This is a genomic window from uncultured Brevundimonas sp., assembly GCF_937863155.1.
In the GTDB taxonomy this organism is placed as follows: domain Bacteria; phylum Pseudomonadota; class Alphaproteobacteria; order Caulobacterales; family Caulobacteraceae; genus Brevundimonas.
The window spans coordinates 1-16,337 of sequence record NZ_CALMFB010000053.1 but is presented as its reverse complement, the minus strand read 5'-3'; the positions used below and the strand labels follow the sequence as shown (position 1 = coordinate 16,337).

Here is a 16,337-nt window from a genome sequence, read left to right as displayed (position 1 = left end):
GGCGTCGGCCCGCTCCTGGTCCTTACTGCTGGGCTTCGACCGGCACTTGCAGACGGTTGAACGACAGGGTCGGCAGGCTGGTGTTCAGGCGCTGGATGACCAGGTCGGTCACGTCCATGGTCGGGTTCATCATGAAGACGCTTTCGCGGTCGATCATGATGCCGCAGCCGCGTTCCTGATAGATGGCGACCAGGATCGGCTCGACCGCGGCCGAGATCTGACGGCGCTGTTCGCTGAGCGTGTAGCGCAGCTCGGTTTCGCGGGTCTGCTCCAGCTGCTGGGCTTCCTGGATGCGCTGTTGCAGGGCCTGACGGCGCTGCTGCATCTGATCGGCCGGAATGCTGGCCTGGCCTTGCTGCAGAGCGGTGATCTCGGTCTGGATGGTGGTGGCGTAGGGTTGCAGTTCGCCGCGCACTTCCTGGGCCAGTTGCTCCATCCGCGTCTGGACCGCGACGCCGGCCGTCGACTGGGCCAGCAGGCGCTGGTTGAAATAGACGCAGACGCCCGGCAGGGCCGGACCCGGATTTTGCGGTCCGGCGGTCTGGGCCGAAGCGGCGGTGGCGGTGAAGGCCGCCAGGGCGGCGGCGCCGATAGCGAGGAGTTTCATGGTTTTGCCTTTGGCTTTTTGAGCCGGTTGTTAGAACTGGGTCGAGGTCGAGAACCGGAAGGTCTCGGTCCGGTCGTAGTCTTCGCGCGACAGGATCTGGCTGAAGTCGAAACGGATCGGTCCCATCGGCGATTTCCAGTGGACGCTGAGGCCGGCCGAGGCCCGCAGCCCCAGATTATCGACGATATTGGGATCCAGCGCGCCTGACGAATTCAGACGATAGCGGTCATCCAGAACCCCCAGGGTGCCCACGTCGGCGAACAGCGAGGTCTTGATGCCGTATTCTTCGGGCAGACCGTTCGGCAGCGTCAACTCGATGGTGCCGATGGCGTAGAAATTGCCGCCCAGGGCGTCGCGCGTGCGCAGATCGCGCGGCCCCATGCCGGCGTTCTCGAAGCCGCGGAAGCTGTTGCCGCCCTTGAAGAAGCGGTCGTTGATCCGCACAGGATCCCCGGCCCAGCCCGACACATAGCCGCCCGAACCCTGCAGGCTGACGACCCAGTTGGGCGTGATGCCATAGTACCAGGCGCCTTCGACCTCGGTCTTCAGATAGTTCACGTCGCCGCCGACGCCGGCGAAGTCCTGACGCAGCGAGCCGTTCCAGCCGCGCGTGGGGCGGATCGGGTCGTTGGTGCGGTTCACATACAGGGTGTAGCCGACCGACGAGTTCAACGACGCGCCGATCTGTTCGCACAGGGCCCGCGAGCCCAGCGAGGTGCTGCCGCAATAGTTGCTGGGCACCATCACCTCGTCCTCGCGGATGAAGTAGCGCGTGCTCAGGCTGGTGTAGCCGTTCAGCGGGAAGGTCAGGCGCAGACCCGCCCCGGTCGAGCGGTACTGATAGGCCGACACGTCGCGGAAGTCGTAGCGCGTGTGGAACAGGTCGTAACCGGCGCGGATGTCGCGGTTCAGGAAGCGCGGCTCGGTGAAGCGGAAATCGATCTGCTGACGCAGCGACCCCCATTCCACCCGCGCCAGCACATTCTGGCCCCGTCCGCGGAAGTTCCGCTCCGAGATGCCCAGGTTGATGACGAAGGATTCGACCGAGCTGAAGCCGGCGCCCAGCGACAGTTCGCCGGTCGGCTGCTCTTCGACGGTGACGTTGACGACCGAACGATCCGGCGCGGACCCGCGCGTCTCCTCGATCTTGACGTCCTTGAAGAAGCCCAGGCCCCGAAGATTGTTGCGCGACCGCTCCATCAGGGCGCGGTTGAAGGCGTCGCCTTCGGTCAGCATCAGTTCGCGACGGATGACCGGATCGATCGTGCGGGTGTTGCCGACCACATTGATCCGCTCGACATAGACCCGCTGGCCTTCGCGCACATTGAAGGTGACGTTGACGGTGTCGGTTTCGGGGTCGGCGCGATAGCTGGGGTTGATCTCGACGAAGGCATAGCCCGCCGCACCGGCCGCGAAGGTCAGGGCGTCGACAGCGCTTTCGATCTTGTCGCTCTCGTACAGGTCGCCCGTACGGATCGGCAGCAGCGCCTGAAGGAATTCGGTGTTCAGGCGGTCATTCTCGGTGACGACCTTGATCTCACCGAAATTGTAGCGGTCGCCTTCTTCCAGGGTCAGCGTCAGGCCGAAGGCGCTGGCGTCCGGCAACAGCTCGGCCACGCCCGACACGATGCGGAAGTCGTAATAGCCCCGGTTGGTGTAGAATTTCCGCAGTTGTTCGCGGTCGTACTCCAGCCGGTTGGGGTCGTAATTGTCGTTCTTGGTGAACAGACGCCACCAGCGCGACTGTTTGGTGACCATCACTTCGCGCAGGTCGGAGTCCGAAAACACCTGATTGCCCATGAAGGTGATCGCCTGGATGCCGGTTTCCGGCCCCTCGTTGATCTCGAACACCACATCGACGCGGTTCTGTTCCAGCTGGACCAGCTTGGGCGTCACGGTCGCCGAGATGCGGCCCGACAGGCGGTACAGTTCGACGATGGCGCCGACGTCTTCCTGGATCTTGGCGCGGGTATAGACGCCGCGCGGCCGGATCGTGACCTCTTCGCGCAGCTTGTCTTCGCGAACCGCGTTGTTTCCCTCGAAGATCACCTGGTTGATGATCGGGTTCTCGACGATCTGGACGACCAGATCGCCGTCCTGAATCCCCACCTGAACGTCGGCGAACAGGCCCGTGCGCGACAGGGTGCGCACCGCGATGTCCAGCATGGAGGCGTCGACGCTGTCGCCCGGCTGGATCGGCAGATAGGACAGGATGGTGGTCTGATCGATGCGCTGGGTGCCGCGCACGACGATGCGGTTGATGGCGATCGCCTCGGGCCGGGCCGGCGCCGCCTGCGGGGCGGCTTCGGGCGCAGCGGCAGGCGCGGCCGCCGTCTGGGCCATGCCCGCCGCGCCAAGGCCGGAGGCCACAACCAGGGCCAGGGCGCTGGCTCGGCCGCTCAGTCGTTGGGAAGCGCGCAAATCGGTGTTCATCATACGAAGGACCATCGGGGGCTGGCGTCGGCTCATGAAGAAAGCCCGCCGAGGAATTTGAAGAGATTCAGCTTCTGCAGATCGTTCCAGGTCGCGAACAACATCAAACCCGCCAGCAACGCAAGACCGACCCTGTATCCTGCCTCCTGGAACCGGGCGGCGACCGGGCGCTTCGCTATGGCTTCATAGCCGTAGAAAAGCAGGTGGCCGCCATCCAGAACCGGGATGGGCAGAAGGTTTAGAAAGCCAATTCCGACCGAAAGTATGGCGGCGAAGCTGGTCATCGTCAGCAGCAGATTGGCCACAGTCGCCATCGGATCGGGATTGGCCTCGACCGCCTGGGTGGCGATGGCCCCCGTGGCGCGGGCGATTCCCAGCGGCCCGCTCAGCTGATCGCCGTTCTCGCGGCCGGTGAAGATGCGGCCGATATAGGTCAGGGTCAGGCTCAGGGAATCGCGGATGGTCCCGGCGCTCTTGCCCGCCAGCTCCAGCGGATTCAGGCGGCGGATGCTGATGTCTTCGCGCACCATCGGCCCCATGCCCATGCCGATGCGCGCGATGCGAACCCGGCCCGCGATGGGGTCATCCTCGATGCGGCGCTCGGGCGTGGCGGTCAGCTCCAGGCTGCGGCCGCCCCGATCCACGGTGAAGTGCACCGCGTCGCCGGCGCTCAGCATCACCACGGCGGTGACGTCGCTGCTGTCGCGAACAGTGCGGCCGTTGACGGCGGTGATCAGGTCGCGGGGCTGGAAACCCGCCGCCGCGGCCGGTCCGCCCGGCGCCACGGTCAGGACGCGCGGGGCCAGCACCTGTTCGCCCACCACGCCGAAATAGATCGCGAACAGGAAGAAGGCCAAGACGAAATTCGTCACCGGACCGGCCGCCACGATCAGGGCGCGCTGCCAAACCGGCTTGAAGTAGAAATAGTCCCGCTCGGCGCCCGGTCCCTGTTCGGCCGTCAGCCGCGCCTTCAACTCCGCCAGGCCCGCATGATCCGGCACGCTGGACGCATCCAGATCGCCGGCGAACCGCACATAGCCGCCCAGCGGCATCCAGCCCACGCGCCATTCGACGCCGTGCCGGTCGGTCCGGCTGAACACAGGTTTGCCGAAGCCGACTGCGAACCGCTCGATCTTCACGCCAAAGGCGCGCGCCGTCAGGAAATGCCCCAGTTCGTGCAGGGTGACGATCAGCGTCAGCACCAGCAGGAACGGCACGACATAGGTCAGGACCGTGGTCACCGCGTCGATCAAACCGTGTCGCCTCCCGTCATGCCGCGTCGGCCATTGCGCCCAGGACGTTGTCGGCGATCCGACGGGCCTCGGCGTCGACGGCCAGGGCCGCCTCGCAGGCATCGTTCAGATCGGCGCAAACCCCCGCGCGCGCCGCGCGATCCATGGTTTCGGCGACGACTGCGGCAATATTGAGAAAGCCCAGGCGCCGGTCAAGGAAGGCCCGCGCCGCCACTTCGTTCGCGGCGTTGAACACCGTCGGCGCCGACCCACCCGCCGTCAGCGCCTCGCGCGCCAGCCGCAGGGCCGGAAAGCGCGCCTCGTCCGGCGCCTCGAACGTCAGCCGGCCCAGGGCGGCCAAGTCCAGCCGCGGCGCGGGCCACGGTAGTCGATCAGGCCAGGCCAGGGCGCAGGCGATGGGGGTGCGCATGTCCGGCGGCCCCATCTGAGCCAGGGTCGAGCCATCGACGTATTCGACCAGGCTGTGAATGATGGATTCGGGATGGACCACCACATCGATGCGGTCGGCCGGCATGTCGAACAGATAGGCCGCCTCGATCATCTCCAGGCCCTTGTTGGCCATGGTGGCGCTATCGACCGAAATCTTGGCCCCCATGCTCCAGTTGGGATGGGCCACGGCCTGTTCGGGCGTGACGGCGGCCATCTGGGCCGTGGTCGCCTGACGGAACGGGCCGCCCGAAGCGGTCAGCACCAGTTTGGCCACCTGTTCGGGCGCATCGGCGGGAAACACCTGAAAGATGGCCGAGTGTTCGGAATCGACCGGGATCAGTCGCCCGCCCGCCGTTCGCACCGCCTCGCCCAAGGCGGGGCCGCAGCAGACCAGGCTTTCCTTGTTGGCCAGGGCCAGAACCCCGCCGTTGCGCGCGGCGGCCCAGGCAGACCTCAGACCCGCCGCCCCGACGATGGCCGCCATGGTCCAGTCGGCCGGGCGGGACGCCGCCTCGACCACCGCCGTGTCGCCGGCGGCTGCTTCAATCCCGGTTCCTTCCAGGGCCCGACGCAAGTCGTCCAGCCGTGCCGGGTCGGCCGTGACCGCGACCTGAGGCCGCCAGCGCCGCGCCTGTTCGGCCAGCAGCGCGACATTGGACCCGGCGGTCAGGGCCTCGACCTCAAACCGCCCTGCCCCGGCCTGCTCGGCCCGTTCCATCAGGTCCAGCGTCGAAGTCCCGACCGATCCGGTCGAGCCCAGCACCGACACGCGCCGCGAAATCATGCGCCGACGCCCAGATAATGCACCAGCGCCCGACCCCCCGCGATCACCACAATGGCGAACATCAGCCCGTCGACCCGGTCCATCAGCCCGCCGTGGCCGGGGATCAGGGCGCCCGCGTCCTTGACCCCGAACCGACGCTTCAGCGCCGATTCCCACAGATCGCCCGCCATGGCCGCCAGGCCGCCGGCCAGGCCCAGCACCCCGCTCCAGATCGGCCCCGGCACGCCGGATTCCGGCAGGGTGGTCATCAACATGCCCGCCAGGACCGCCGCCACCAGCCCGCCGATGAAGCCCGACCAGGTCTTGTTGGGCGAGAAACGCGGCCACAGCTTGGGTCCGCCCACCAGACTGCCGACCAGATAGGCCGCGATGTCGGCCGCCCAGGTCACGGCGAAGGCCAGGGTGACCCAGTAGAAGCCCACCGCGCTGGTCCCGTCGCGCAGCCAGATCATCAGGATGGCGGGCCAGCCGATATACAGAACTCCATAGGCCGCATCGACGCCCGACAGGCCGCGCGTGCGGGCGAACAGGCCCGCTAGGCAGGCGCCGAACACCATCAACACCAGGCCGAACGACAGGCCCGCCGCATGGGCCGTCGCGACCGAGGCCACCAGGGCCGCCGCCACGGCGCCGAACATCGGCAGCCATTTGTCGCGCGCGCTCATCCGCGCCCATTCCACTGACAGCAGCACGCAGGCCGCCAGCATGACGCCCAGGATCCACGGCCCGCCCAGCCAGACGGCGCCGACGGCCAGGGGCGCCAGCACCACGGCCGAGGCCGTGCGCATGCCCATTTCGCGCACCCGCACCGCCATCAGACGGCCGCCTGAAGGGTTTCGGGGCTGCGGCCGCCGAAGCGCCGGTCGCGCGCCCGGAATTCGGCCACCGCGCGGCCCAGGGCCTCGGGGCCATAGTCGGGCCACAGGATGTCCTGGAACACCAGTTCGGCGTAGGCGGCTTCCCACAACAGAAAGTTCGACAGGCGCAGTTCGCCCGACGTGCGCACGATCAGATCGACCGGCGGCGCCCCGGCGGTGGACAGGCCCGCGCCGAACGCCTGTTCGGTCAGGGGGCCGGTCGCCTGGCCCGACGCCACGCGGCGGGCGTAGGCCTCGGCGGCGTCCACGATGTCGGCTCGGCCGCCATAGTTGAAGGCCACCTGCAGCATGAAGCGGTCGTTGTGGGCGGTGTCGGCCTCGGCCTTGTCCACGATGCGGGCGATGTCGTCGGGCAGACCCTGGCGGCGACCCAGGATGCGCAGGCGCACCCCCTCCTTCGCCAGCTTGGCCAGGTCTGACGCGACATAGGTGCGCACCAGCCCCATCAGGTCCGACACCTCGTCCTCGGGCCGGCTCCAGTTCTCGGTCGAAAAGCCGAAAACGGTCAGACAGGAAACGCCCACGCCCGGCGCGCCCCGGATGGTGCGTTTCAGCGCCTCGACGCCCGCCCGGTGCCCGGCGGCGCGGGGCAGGCCGCGCGCCTTCGCCCAGCGGCCGTTGCCGTCCATGATGACCGCCACATGGAGGGGCGGCCCTCCATGCATAGAGGCGGCGTTGTCATCCGGCATCGGGCGGTCCTTCCGCGCGCAGGTCTCAGACCTGCATGATCTCTTGTTCCTTGACCTTCAAGGTCTCGTCGATGCGCTTGATGGCCGCGTCGGTGTCCTTCTGGACCTCGATCTCCATCTTCTTCTGTTCGTCCTGGCTGATGTCGCCGGCCTTTTCGGCCTTCTTCAGCTCGTCATTGGCGTCACGGCGCACGTTGCGCACCGCGATCTTCTGCTGCTCGGCGTATTTGCCGGCCAGCTTGACCAGATCCTTGCGGCGTTCCTCGGTCAGGGGCGGGATCGGAATACGCAGGGTCTGGCCGTCCACCACCGGGTTCAGGCCCAGGCCGGCGGCGCGGATGGCCTTTTCGACCGAGACCACCATGCCCTTGTCCCAGACGCTGACGGTGATCATGCGTGGCTCGGGCACGGTGACGGCGGCCACGGCGTTCAACGGCGAGGTCGAGCCATAGGCCTCGACCTGGACCGGGTCCAGCAAGCCGGCGTTGGCGCGGCCGGTGCGCAGGCCGGCGAATTCGTCCTTCAGGGCCGACACGGACTTGTCCATGCGGTCGCGGAAGATCTTCAGGTCAGGTTTCGCCATGGGATTTTCCCTTCGTCTTTCGTCTCTTTAACGGACGGATTTCAACTTGTCTGCGAACCGATCACGGTGAAGGCCCCCTCGCCTTTCAGGGCGCGGCGGAACGAGCCTTCCTCGCGGATCGAGAAGACCACGATCGGAATGCCGGAATCGCGCATCAGCGCCACGGCCGAGGCGTCCATGACGCGCAGATCCTTGGCCAGCACGTCGTGATAGGTCAGGCGGTCGTAACGGGTGGCGGACGCATCCTTCTTGGGATCGGCCGTATAGACGCCGTCCACGCTGGTGCCCTTGAACAGGGCGTCACAGCCCATTTCGGCCGCGCGCAGAGCGGCGCCGGAATCCGTCGTGAAGAAGGGCGCGCCCACCCCGGCGGCGAAGATCACCACCCGGCCCTTTTCGAGGTGCCGCAGGGCGCGGCGGCGCAGATAGGGCTCGGCCACCGCGTTCATGGTCAGGGCGCTCTGCACCCGCGTCTGGACGCCGATCTTCTCCAGCGCCGCCTGCATGGCCAGGGCGTTCATCACCGTGGCCAGCATGCCCATGTAATCGGCCGTGGCGCGCTCCATGTCGCCGGCGGCCTTGGACAGGCCGCGGAAGATGTTGCCCCCGCCGATGACCAGGCAGATCTCGACGCCTTCGCGCGACACGGCGGCCACGGCCTCGGCCACGCTGGCGACGGTCTTCATGTCGATGCCATAGGGCTGGTCGCCCATCAGCACCTCGCCCGACACCTTCAGCAGCACGCGCTTGTATCGGAACTCGGGCGGGGTCTCGGGCATGGCGTCGTCCGTGTGCGGCGTTCAGCCCGGAATCGGGCTGTTCCTTATAGACGAAGGGCGCGCCCGGCTTCAAAGCCCGGCGCGCCCCGCGCGTTCAGTCTGGCGTGGAAATCAGTTCCCGCCGGTCATCGAGGCGACTTCGGCGGCGAAGTCCGGTCCTTCGACCTTCTCGACGCCTTCGCCCAGGGCCAGGCGGACGAAGCCGGCCAGGTGCAGGCCGGGCGCGCCCAATTCCTTGCCCGTATTGGCGACCAGCTGTTCGATGGTCACGTCCGGGTCCATGACGAACGGCTGCTTGGTCAGCACCACGTCCTTCTGGAACTTGTTGATCTGACCCTCGACGATCTTTTCGATCATGGCCTCGGGACGGCCTTCTTCCTTGGCCTTTTCGATCAGAACGGTGCGTTCCTTTTCGATAGCGGCCGGGTCCAGGTCGTCGGTGTTCAGCGACAGCGGAGCGGTCGCCGCGACGTGCATGGCGATCTTGCGGCCCAGTTCGCGCAGGGCGGCCTTGTCGCCGCCGCCGTGCAGGGCGACCAGCACGCCGATGCGGCCGACGCCCGGCGACACGGCGTTGTGGACGTAAGAGGCGACCACGCCTTCATCGACCGACAGGCGGGCGGCGCGACGCAGTTGCATGTTCTCGCCGACGGTGGCGATCAGGTTGGTCACTTCGTCCTGGACCGTCTTGCCGTTTTCCAGTTCGGCGCCGTGCAGGGCCTCGACCGTGGCGTGCTCCAGGCCCAGCTGGGCGAAATTCTTGGCGGCGTTCTGGAACAGCTCGTTGCGGGCGACGAAGTCGGTTTCGGCGTTGAACTCGATCGCGGCGCCGACTTCACCGGCCCCCACTTCCTTCGAAGCCACGGCGACCAGGCCTTCGGCGGCCACGCGGTCGGCCTTCTTGGCGGCCTTGGACAGGCCCTTGGCGCGCAGCCAGTCGATGGCGGCGTCGATGTCGCCATTGGTCTCTTGCAGGGCCTTCTTGCAGTCCATCATGCCGACGCCCGAACGCTCGCGCAGTTCCTTGACGAGGGCGGCAGTGATCTCGGCCATGGTTTCAGTCTCCTGGTGTTCTCGTATGCGGTAGCGGCCGGACCCGATTCAGGCCCGGCCGCAGTTTTTAGTCGCCGTCCGTGACAGCGGGCGCCGGTTCAGACCTGCGCCGGCTCGCTTTCGACGGCGTCGTTGGCTTCGGCGGTCGCGTCCTGGGCGGCTTCGTCGGCCACGGCCGGTTCAGCAGCGGCTTCCAGTTCGGCGGCGACGCCTTCGGTTCCGGCCGGGGCGGCTTCAGCTTCGGCCTTGGGGGCGGCGGCTTCGCGCAGCATCGGCTCGACCGGGTTTTCCGACGCGCCCAGATCCACGCCCGAGGCGCCGGCGCCGGCGGCCAGGCCGTCCAGAACCGCGTCGGCGATCAGGTCGCAATAGGTCTGGATGGCGCGCGCGGCGTCATCGTTGCCCGGAACCGGATAGGTGATGCCGTCCGGGTCGCAGTTGGTGTCCAGGATGGCGATGATCGGGATGTTCAGCTTGCGGGCTTCCTGGATCGCGATCGCTTCCTTGTTGGTGTCGATCACGAACATGATGTCCGGCACGCCGCCCATGTCCTTGATGCCGCCCAGCGAGGCTTCCAGCTTGTCGCGTTCGCGCTGCAGGCTCAGCAGCTCGCGCTTGACGCGGCCCTCGCCGCCCGACTCCAGCAGGCTGTCCAGTTCGCGCAGGCGCTGGATCGAACCCGAGACGGTGCGCCAGTTGGTCAGGGTGCCGCCCAGCCAGCGGTTGTTCATGTAATATTGGGCGCAGCGCTTGGCGGCCTCGGCCACCGGGTCGGCGGCCTGGCGCTTGGTGCCGACGAACAGCACGCGGCCGCCCTTGGCCGCCACGTCGCGCACGGCGACCAGCGCCTGGTGCAGCAGCGGAATCGACTGCGACAAGTCGATGATGTGGATGTTCGAGCGCGAGCCGAAGATGTATTTGTCCATCTTCGGGTTCCAGCGGTGCGTCTGGTGGCCGAAGTGGGCGCCCGCTTCCAGCAGGGTGCGCATCGAGAATTCAGGCAGAGCCATGATCGTTCAGTCCTTTTTCCGATCAACCTAGCGCGGGCGGTTAAAGGACCGGGCGGTCCCTCGGAACGGAGCGAACGGGGATGTCTCCCCCAGACGAGCCACGCCCACGTGCGAAGTGCGCGCGGCTTCTAGGCCCAAACCTCTGAAAACGCAAGCGCCGCCGTGTCAGCGGCCGAAATAGGGGTGACGCACCGCATCGCCCGCCTTGGCCCCGATCTCGTCGGCCCGCCCGGCGCGCAGTTCGACCACGCCCTTGGCCGGCCCGCGCGACGGCAGGATAGCGTCCGAGTTCGGCGCGGCCCGACGGATGATCGAGACGATCCGACCGTCGTCCCCGACATAGATGATGTCCAGCGAACTGGGCGTATTGTGCATCCAGAAGCCGCGCTCCTGGGCCGTTTCGCCCGGCCAGGTGAACAGCATGCCCCGGTCGTCGGCCAGCGGCGGCCGATGCATCAGGCCGCGCTGGCGCAGCGGTTCGGTGTCGGCGATCTCGACCAGGAAGTCGTGCGACCCGCTGGCCGTGACGATGGTCAGGGCTTCCAGCGGGCGGCCGTTGACGTCCACGGCCGGATCCTGGGCGCAGGCGGCGCCCGACAGGGCCAGACCCGCCGCCAGGGCCGCCAGAATGGTGCGTCGATACAGCATGAAGTCCCTCATCCCTTTGCGGACGAGGCTTACTCGTCCGTGGTGATTTCCGCCACCACCAGGCCCTTGGGGCCTTCGGCGAACCGGACCTGCACGGCCGATCCGGGGATCAGGTCGTCCAGGCCGCAGCGGCGCAGCGTTTCGATGTGCACGAAGATATCGCCCGGCTGGTCGGCGCGCACCACGAATCCGTAGCCCTTGGTCCGATTGAACCATTTGACCACGGCGGTCTCCAGCGCCGCATCGGGATTCAGCATCGGCGCCCGCTCGCGCGCGGCAGCCTTCAGCCCTTCATAGCCACGCCGCGGCGCCGCGCTGCCGGCGTCCGGATCGCCCGGCCCCAGGTCCAGCACCTCGGCCACCTGCCAGCCCTTGGGCCGGCGCACACAGGTGCATTCGATGGGCGCGCCTTCGTCGGCGCTGTCGCGGCCGCTGTCGCGCAGGCTGCTGATGTGCAGCAGAACATCCTTGAGTTCCGTCAGAACGGGATCGTCGGGCACGATGAAACCGTAGCCCTTGCCTGGATCAAACCACTTGACCCGCCCGGCGATGCGGACCGTGTCCGGCGCCTGGGCCCCCTCGAATTCTGACAACGTTCAAGCCCCCAGCCCACAACCCCACGTGGACCAGCAACAAGCTTAACACGGTTCTTCGAACACGGGAAAAGCGAAAAACGACAATTCCACGAATGAAATTCAGCGCCGCTCACGCGAGCTGGGGCGGCGTCGGGGACGAAGGCTGCGATGGGAGGGAAGGCCCCGCGTGGCAGTCCCTAGGGGAATCGAACCCCTCTTTTCAGGTTGAAAACCTGACGTCCTAACCGATAGACGAAGGGACCGCTGCGCGGGGAGCGGGCGATATAGCCGCCGATTCCGAGCCGCGCAACCCCCCATTCGGGCGCTCAGGCCATGCGCGGATCGGCGACGTCCTCGATCTCCATCTGAACGCCGCGCCGGCCGTTCCAGTCGTCGGCCTTCAGCCGGCCGGCGACCTTAAGCCCCCCCTGCCCCGCCAGCAGCGCCTGACCCGCCGGCAGGTCGGCGCAGCGCCAGGCCACGGCCCGCACAGAGGCGCCGTCCGGGCCGACCAGACGGCACCGCACATGGCCGCCGTTCATCGGCTGGGCGTCACGCGCCTGAACCCCGTCCAGGGCGAACAGCGGCTCGGGATTGCCGGGGCCGAAGGGGGCCATCCGCTCGAACGCCTCGAACAGGTCGCGCGTCGCGGCCCCGGCGTCGATCAGGGCGTCGATTTCGACCCGGTCCTGCTCAGCGGCCTGCTGGCTTTCGCCCGCCAGCCGGTCGTTCAGGAAGTCGCGCACCGCATCGGCGCCGCCCGGGGCCACGGTCAGGCCCGCCGCCATGGCGTGGCCGCCGCCGGCCAGCAGCAGGCCCTGCTCCCACGCCGCCTGGACCGCCCGGCCCAGATTGACGCCCGGCTGCGACCGGCCCGAGCCCTTGCCCACGCCCGTGGCCGGATCGACGCCGATCACCACGACCGGCTTCCGCCAGCGTTCGCGCAGGCGGCCGGCGGCGATGCCGACCACGCCGGGGTGCCAGTCGTCGCCGGCGACCACCACCACGGCCGATCCGTCCTGATGGGCGCCGGACGCCTCGACGCGGCGCACGGCGGCTTCGGTCACCGCCGCCTCGACCTCGCGCCGGGCGATGTTCAGGGCGTTCAGCTCGGCCGCCAGCTGGGCCGCCTCGGTCGGGTCGTCGGTGGACAGCAGGCGCGCGCCCAGGTCCGAACGCCCGATGCGCCCGCCGGCATTGATGCGCGGCCCCAGGATGAAGCCCGCATGATTGGTCGTCGCGGGTTTCGGCTCGGCCCCCGCCGCCGCCAGCAGAGCCTTCAGCCCCGGATTGGCCCAGCCGGACATGACCCCCAGGCCCAGCCGCGTCAGCGCCCGGTTGAAGCCCGTCAGGGCCGTCACGTCGCAGATGGCGCCCATGGCCGCCAGATCCATCCAGGCGCGGATGTCCGGCTCGGCCCGGCCGTCGAACAGGCCGCGCCGCCGCGCCTCGCGGTTCAGCGCGGCCAGCAGCACGAACACCACCCCTGCCGCCGCCAGATTGCCCTGGCCCGAGTTGCAGCCCGGCCGGTTCGGATTGACCACGGCCAGGGCGCGCGGCGGATGCTCGCGCATCAGGTGGTGGTCGATGACCACGACATTCAGGCCGATGGACGCGGCGTGATCCAGCGCCTCGTTCGCCGCCGCGCCGCAGTCGACGGTGACCACCAGATCCGCGCCCTGGCCCTTCAGCGTGTCGAACGCCCGGGCGCTGGGGCCATAGCCCTCCTTCAGCCGGTCGGGCACATAGATCGGCAGCTCGGCGCCCATGGCCCGGAACCAGCGCACCAACAGGGCCGCGCTGGACGCCCCGTCCACGTCATAGTCGGCGAAGACCCAGACGTTAGCTCGCGTTTGCAAGGCGTCGACGATGGCCGCCGCCGCCGCATCCATGTCGGTGAAGCAGGACGGATCGGGAAACAGGGCCTTCAGCGTGGGGGTCAGGAAATCCGCCCCCTGGTCCGGCGTCACGCCGCGCGCCGCCAGGGCGCGGGCCATCGGCTCGTCCAGGCCCAGGCCCTGCATGTGCGCGCGGATGATCTCAGCCTGGGCCGGGCGCTGTCGCCAGGCGCGGCCGCTCAACGACCGTTCGACGCCCAGAAAGGCGGCGGCCATGCGATCAGGCCGGGCGCGTCATGCGGATGCGGCGCACGGTGCGGGTGGCGGAATCCATGATCACCGTGTGGGTCGAGACGAAGCCGTCGCGCATCGTCACCCCGTCCAGCATGGCGCCCTTGGTCACGCCGGTGGCGGCGAAGACCGCGTCCTTGGACACCAGATCATGCAGGTCGTATTTGCGGTCGAAGTCGGTCACGCCGGTACGGGTGGCGCGGGCGCGCTCGTCGTCGTTGCGGAACACCAGACGCCCCTGGAAGAAGCCCCCCACGCATTTCAGTGCGGCGGCCGCCAGCACCCCCTCGGGCGCCCCGCCCTGGCCCAGATACAGGTCGATGCCGGTGTGCGGCTCGGCCGTATGGATCACCCCCGCCACATCGCCGTCGGTGATCAGCATGACCCGCGCCTCGACCTGGCGCAGGGCGGCGATCAGATCGGCGTGGCGCGGACGGTCCATGACGCAGACGGTGATGTCGCGCGTGGCCACGCCCTTGGCCTTGGCCAGGGCCTGCACATTGTCCTGGGGGCTCATGTCCAGATCGACCAGGCCAGGCGCATAGCCGGGGCCGACCGCGATCTTGTCCATATAGGTGTCGGGCGCATGCAGCATGCCACCGCCTTCCGACATGGCCAGCACGCACAGCGCATTGGCCATGGCCTTGGCCGTCAGGGTGGTGCCTTCCAGCGGGTCCAGCGCGATGTCGATGGCCGGGCCTTTGCCCGTCCCGACCTTCTCGCCGATATACAGCATGGGCGCCTCGTCGCGCTCGCCCTCGCCGATCACGATCTTGCCGTCGATGGCCAGGGCGTTCAGGGCGTTGCGCATGGCGTCGACCGCCAGTTGGTCGGCATGCTTCTCGTCGCCGCGGCCGATCTGGGCCCAGCTGGCGATGGCGGCCAGCTCGGTCACGCGCGCGGCGTCGAACGCCAGGGTCGAAAGGGTCATGGGACAGGCTCCTGGTGGGCATGCGCCCGGCGTCTGTCGGCCGGGTCGGCGTCTCTTCAAACGATCAGTTGCGGGGCACCGGCGGCGGGGCCGTGGCCAGGCGGCGCAGGCGTTCGGCCAGCGCCTCGACATCGTCGCGCGTGCGCGCAGCATCGGGCGACACCGGAACCTGGGCCATCCGCGCCTGGACGGCGGCGGCGAAACCGGCCGGGTCCGACAGATCCCAGTCGATGGCCGTGGCCTGGCGTTCCAGTTCCTGGCCCGAGGCGTTCAGCCCCTGAACCCGCGACGCGAACTGTTCCGGTTGGGGCGCATCGGTCGGCGTCGCGGGGAAGCGGCTCCACTGCGGATAGGTGCGGTTGGCGTCCACCAGGGCCTGAACGCGCGGCGCCAGGGGCGACTGGTCGTCGGTCTGAGCCGCGAACGATCCGGCGCAGGCCGCCTGCACGACACAGGCCGCCGTCGCCAGCAGCATCTTTATGACCCGGGACGCATTCATTTCAGGGCCGGTCATATGCCATGATCGCGCGGGGCGAAAGCCGCCCTGACCGGAGGACCGCCCATGGCCAAGCGCCCGACGACCGCTTCAGACGCCTCAGCCCAGGCCAAGGACGCCGCCAAGCCCCGCGCCCCGCGCAAGCCGGGCCGCCCGACCTCGGCCAAGACGGCCAAGCCGAAGGCCAAAGCCCAGGCCAAGGCCGCCCCCAAGCCGCAGACGCCGCCTCAGCCCGAATCGCCTGCCCCCGCCAACGCGATGGCGGATCAGCAGGCGCTGATCGAAACCCTGTCGATGAACCTGGCCAAGGCGGCCATGACGGCCCAGGCGGCCATCGCCGAGGCGGCGCTGAGCCAGGCCGACCGCCCCGCCGCCCTGTCGCCCGATCCGTTCAACGTCGCCCCGGCCATGACGGCGGTGATGACCAGCCTGGCCGCCCGCCCCGACCGCCTGTTCGCGGCCCAGGCGGACCTGTTCAACCGCTATATGGACCTGTGGTCGTCCACCGCCCGGCGCGCGGCCGGCGAAGAGGTCGCGCCTGCCCCCGCAGACAAGCGGTTCAAGGATCCGGCCTGGTCGGAAAACCCGATGTTCGACGTCATGCGGCGGTCGTATCTGGCCACCTCGGACTGGATGAACGGCCTGGTCGCCTCGGCCGACGACGTCGATCCGATGACGCGCCGCCGGGCCGAGTTCTTCACCAAGCTGCTGACCGACGCCTTTTCGCCATCCAACTTCCTGGCCTCCAACCCCGTGGCGCTGAAGGCCCTGGCCGAGACCAACGGCGAGAGCCTGGTCAAGGGGATGCAGAATTTCGCCGCCGACATGGAGCGCGGCGGCGGCAAGCTGAAGATCAGCCAGGCCGACTATGGCCGGTTCAAGGTGGGCGAGAACGTCGCCACGGCGCCGGGCCAGGTGGTGTGGCGCGACGAGCTGTTCGAACTGATCCAGTTCGACGCCGCCACGGACCGGCAGCGCGCCACGCCCCTGCTGATCTTCCCGCCGTGGATCAACAAATACTACATCCTGGACCTGCAGCCCGAGAACTCGATGATCCGCT

At 68.5% G+C, this 16,337-nt stretch carries 15 protein-coding genes, 1 tRNA gene and 1 pseudogene; 1 reads left to right on the top strand and 16 read right to left on the bottom strand.

Translation table 11 applies throughout. The annotated features are described in order from the left end of the window. Positions 1-22: 22 nt before the first annotated feature. The 16 genes from Q0581_RS08105 to Q0581_RS08030 all read right to left on the bottom strand — a co-directional run bounded on the left by Q0581_RS08105 (position 23) and on the right by Q0581_RS08030 (position 15,256). Positions 23-607 (bottom strand): OmpH family outer membrane protein, encoded by a 585-nt coding sequence (locus tag Q0581_RS08105; RefSeq protein WP_298699255.1) that lies wholly within the window; start codon positions 605-607, stop codon positions 23-25. 30 nt (positions 608-637) lie between these two features. Continuing rightward, the gene (bamA, locus tag Q0581_RS08100) at positions 638-3,043 is read right to left on the bottom strand and encodes an outer membrane protein assembly factor BamA (protein WP_298699253.1); all 2,406 of its coding nucleotides are present in this window, start codon (positions 3,041-3,043) and stop codon (positions 638-640) included. Positions 3,044-3,072: 29 nt separating this feature from the next. Beyond that, complete coding sequence (locus Q0581_RS08095; RefSeq protein ID WP_298699251.1) at positions 3,073-4,293, bottom strand: RIP metalloprotease; 1,221 nt, start codon at positions 4,291-4,293, stop codon at positions 3,073-3,075. 16 nt (positions 4,294-4,309) lie between these two features. Continuing rightward, a complete protein-coding gene (dxr, locus tag Q0581_RS08090; RefSeq protein WP_298699249.1) occupies positions 4,310-5,506 on the bottom strand; it encodes a 1-deoxy-D-xylulose-5-phosphate reductoisomerase in 1,197 nt (398 codons plus the stop codon). Further along, positions 5,503-6,321 (bottom strand): phosphatidate cytidylyltransferase, encoded by an 819-nt coding sequence (locus Q0581_RS08085; protein WP_298699247.1) that lies wholly within the window; start codon positions 6,319-6,321, stop codon positions 5,503-5,505. Before Q0581_RS08085 ends, dxr begins: the two co-directional genes overlap by 4 nt. Further along, positions 6,321-7,073: a polyprenyl diphosphate synthase gene (uppS, locus tag Q0581_RS08080; protein WP_298699245.1), complete on the bottom strand. Its 753-nt coding sequence runs from the start codon at positions 7,071-7,073 to the stop codon at positions 6,321-6,323. Before uppS ends, Q0581_RS08085 begins: the two co-directional genes overlap by 1 nt. A 25-nt stretch (positions 7,074-7,098) precedes the next feature. After that, positions 7,099-7,656 carry a ribosome recycling factor gene (gene frr, locus Q0581_RS08075; RefSeq protein WP_298699243.1) on the bottom strand — a complete coding sequence of 186 codons (558 nt, stop codon included), beginning with the start codon at positions 7,654-7,656 and terminating at the stop codon, positions 7,099-7,101. Positions 7,657-7,697: 41 nt separating this feature from the next. After that, the gene (pyrH, locus tag Q0581_RS08070) at positions 7,698-8,435 is read right to left on the bottom strand and encodes a UMP kinase (protein ID WP_298699242.1); all 738 of its coding nucleotides are present in this window, start codon (positions 8,433-8,435) and stop codon (positions 7,698-7,700) included. A 111-nt stretch (positions 8,436-8,546) separates the two neighbouring features. Then, positions 8,547-9,488, bottom strand: a complete 942-nt coding sequence (gene tsf, locus Q0581_RS08065; protein ID WP_298699240.1) for a translation elongation factor Ts — start codon at positions 9,486-9,488, stop codon at positions 8,547-8,549. A 98-nt stretch (positions 9,489-9,586) separates the two neighbouring features. Then, positions 9,587-10,498, bottom strand: coding sequence for a 30S ribosomal protein S2 (gene rpsB / locus Q0581_RS08060; protein ID WP_298699239.1), 912 nt, complete (start codon positions 10,496-10,498; stop codon positions 9,587-9,589). A gap of 165 nt (positions 10,499-10,663) precedes the next feature. Next, positions 10,664-11,146 carry a DUF192 domain-containing protein gene (locus tag Q0581_RS08055; RefSeq protein WP_298699237.1) on the bottom strand — a complete coding sequence of 161 codons (483 nt, stop codon included), beginning with the start codon at positions 11,144-11,146 and terminating at the stop codon, positions 10,664-10,666. Between the two features lie 29 nt (positions 11,147-11,175). After that, a complete protein-coding gene (locus Q0581_RS08050) occupies positions 11,176-11,739 on the bottom strand; it encodes a cold-shock protein (protein WP_298699236.1) in 564 nt (187 codons plus the stop codon). A 170-nt stretch (positions 11,740-11,909) separates the two neighbouring features. Beyond that, positions 11,910-11,984 (bottom strand) — tRNA-Glu (locus Q0581_RS08045). A 63-nt stretch (positions 11,985-12,047) separates the two neighbouring features. Next, entirely contained in the window at positions 12,048-13,835 is a 1,788-nt protein-coding gene (gene recJ, locus Q0581_RS08040; RefSeq protein WP_298699234.1) for a single-stranded-DNA-specific exonuclease RecJ, read from the bottom strand. Between the two features lie 4 nt (positions 13,836-13,839). Next, positions 13,840-14,781, bottom strand: a complete 942-nt coding sequence (gene glpX, locus Q0581_RS08035; protein WP_298699232.1) for a class II fructose-bisphosphatase — start codon at positions 14,779-14,781, stop codon at positions 13,840-13,842. A 64-nt stretch (positions 14,782-14,845) separates the two neighbouring features. Further along, complete coding sequence (locus Q0581_RS08030) at positions 14,846-15,256, bottom strand: hypothetical protein (RefSeq protein ID WP_298699231.1); 411 nt, start codon at positions 15,254-15,256, stop codon at positions 14,846-14,848. A gap of 87 nt (positions 15,257-15,343) precedes the next feature. On the opposite strand from Q0581_RS08030, the pseudogene Q0581_RS08025 reads away from it, so the two are divergent. Beyond that, a pseudogene (locus Q0581_RS08025) lies at positions 15,344-16,337 on the top strand (class I poly(R)-hydroxyalkanoic acid synthase); the annotation flags it as partial.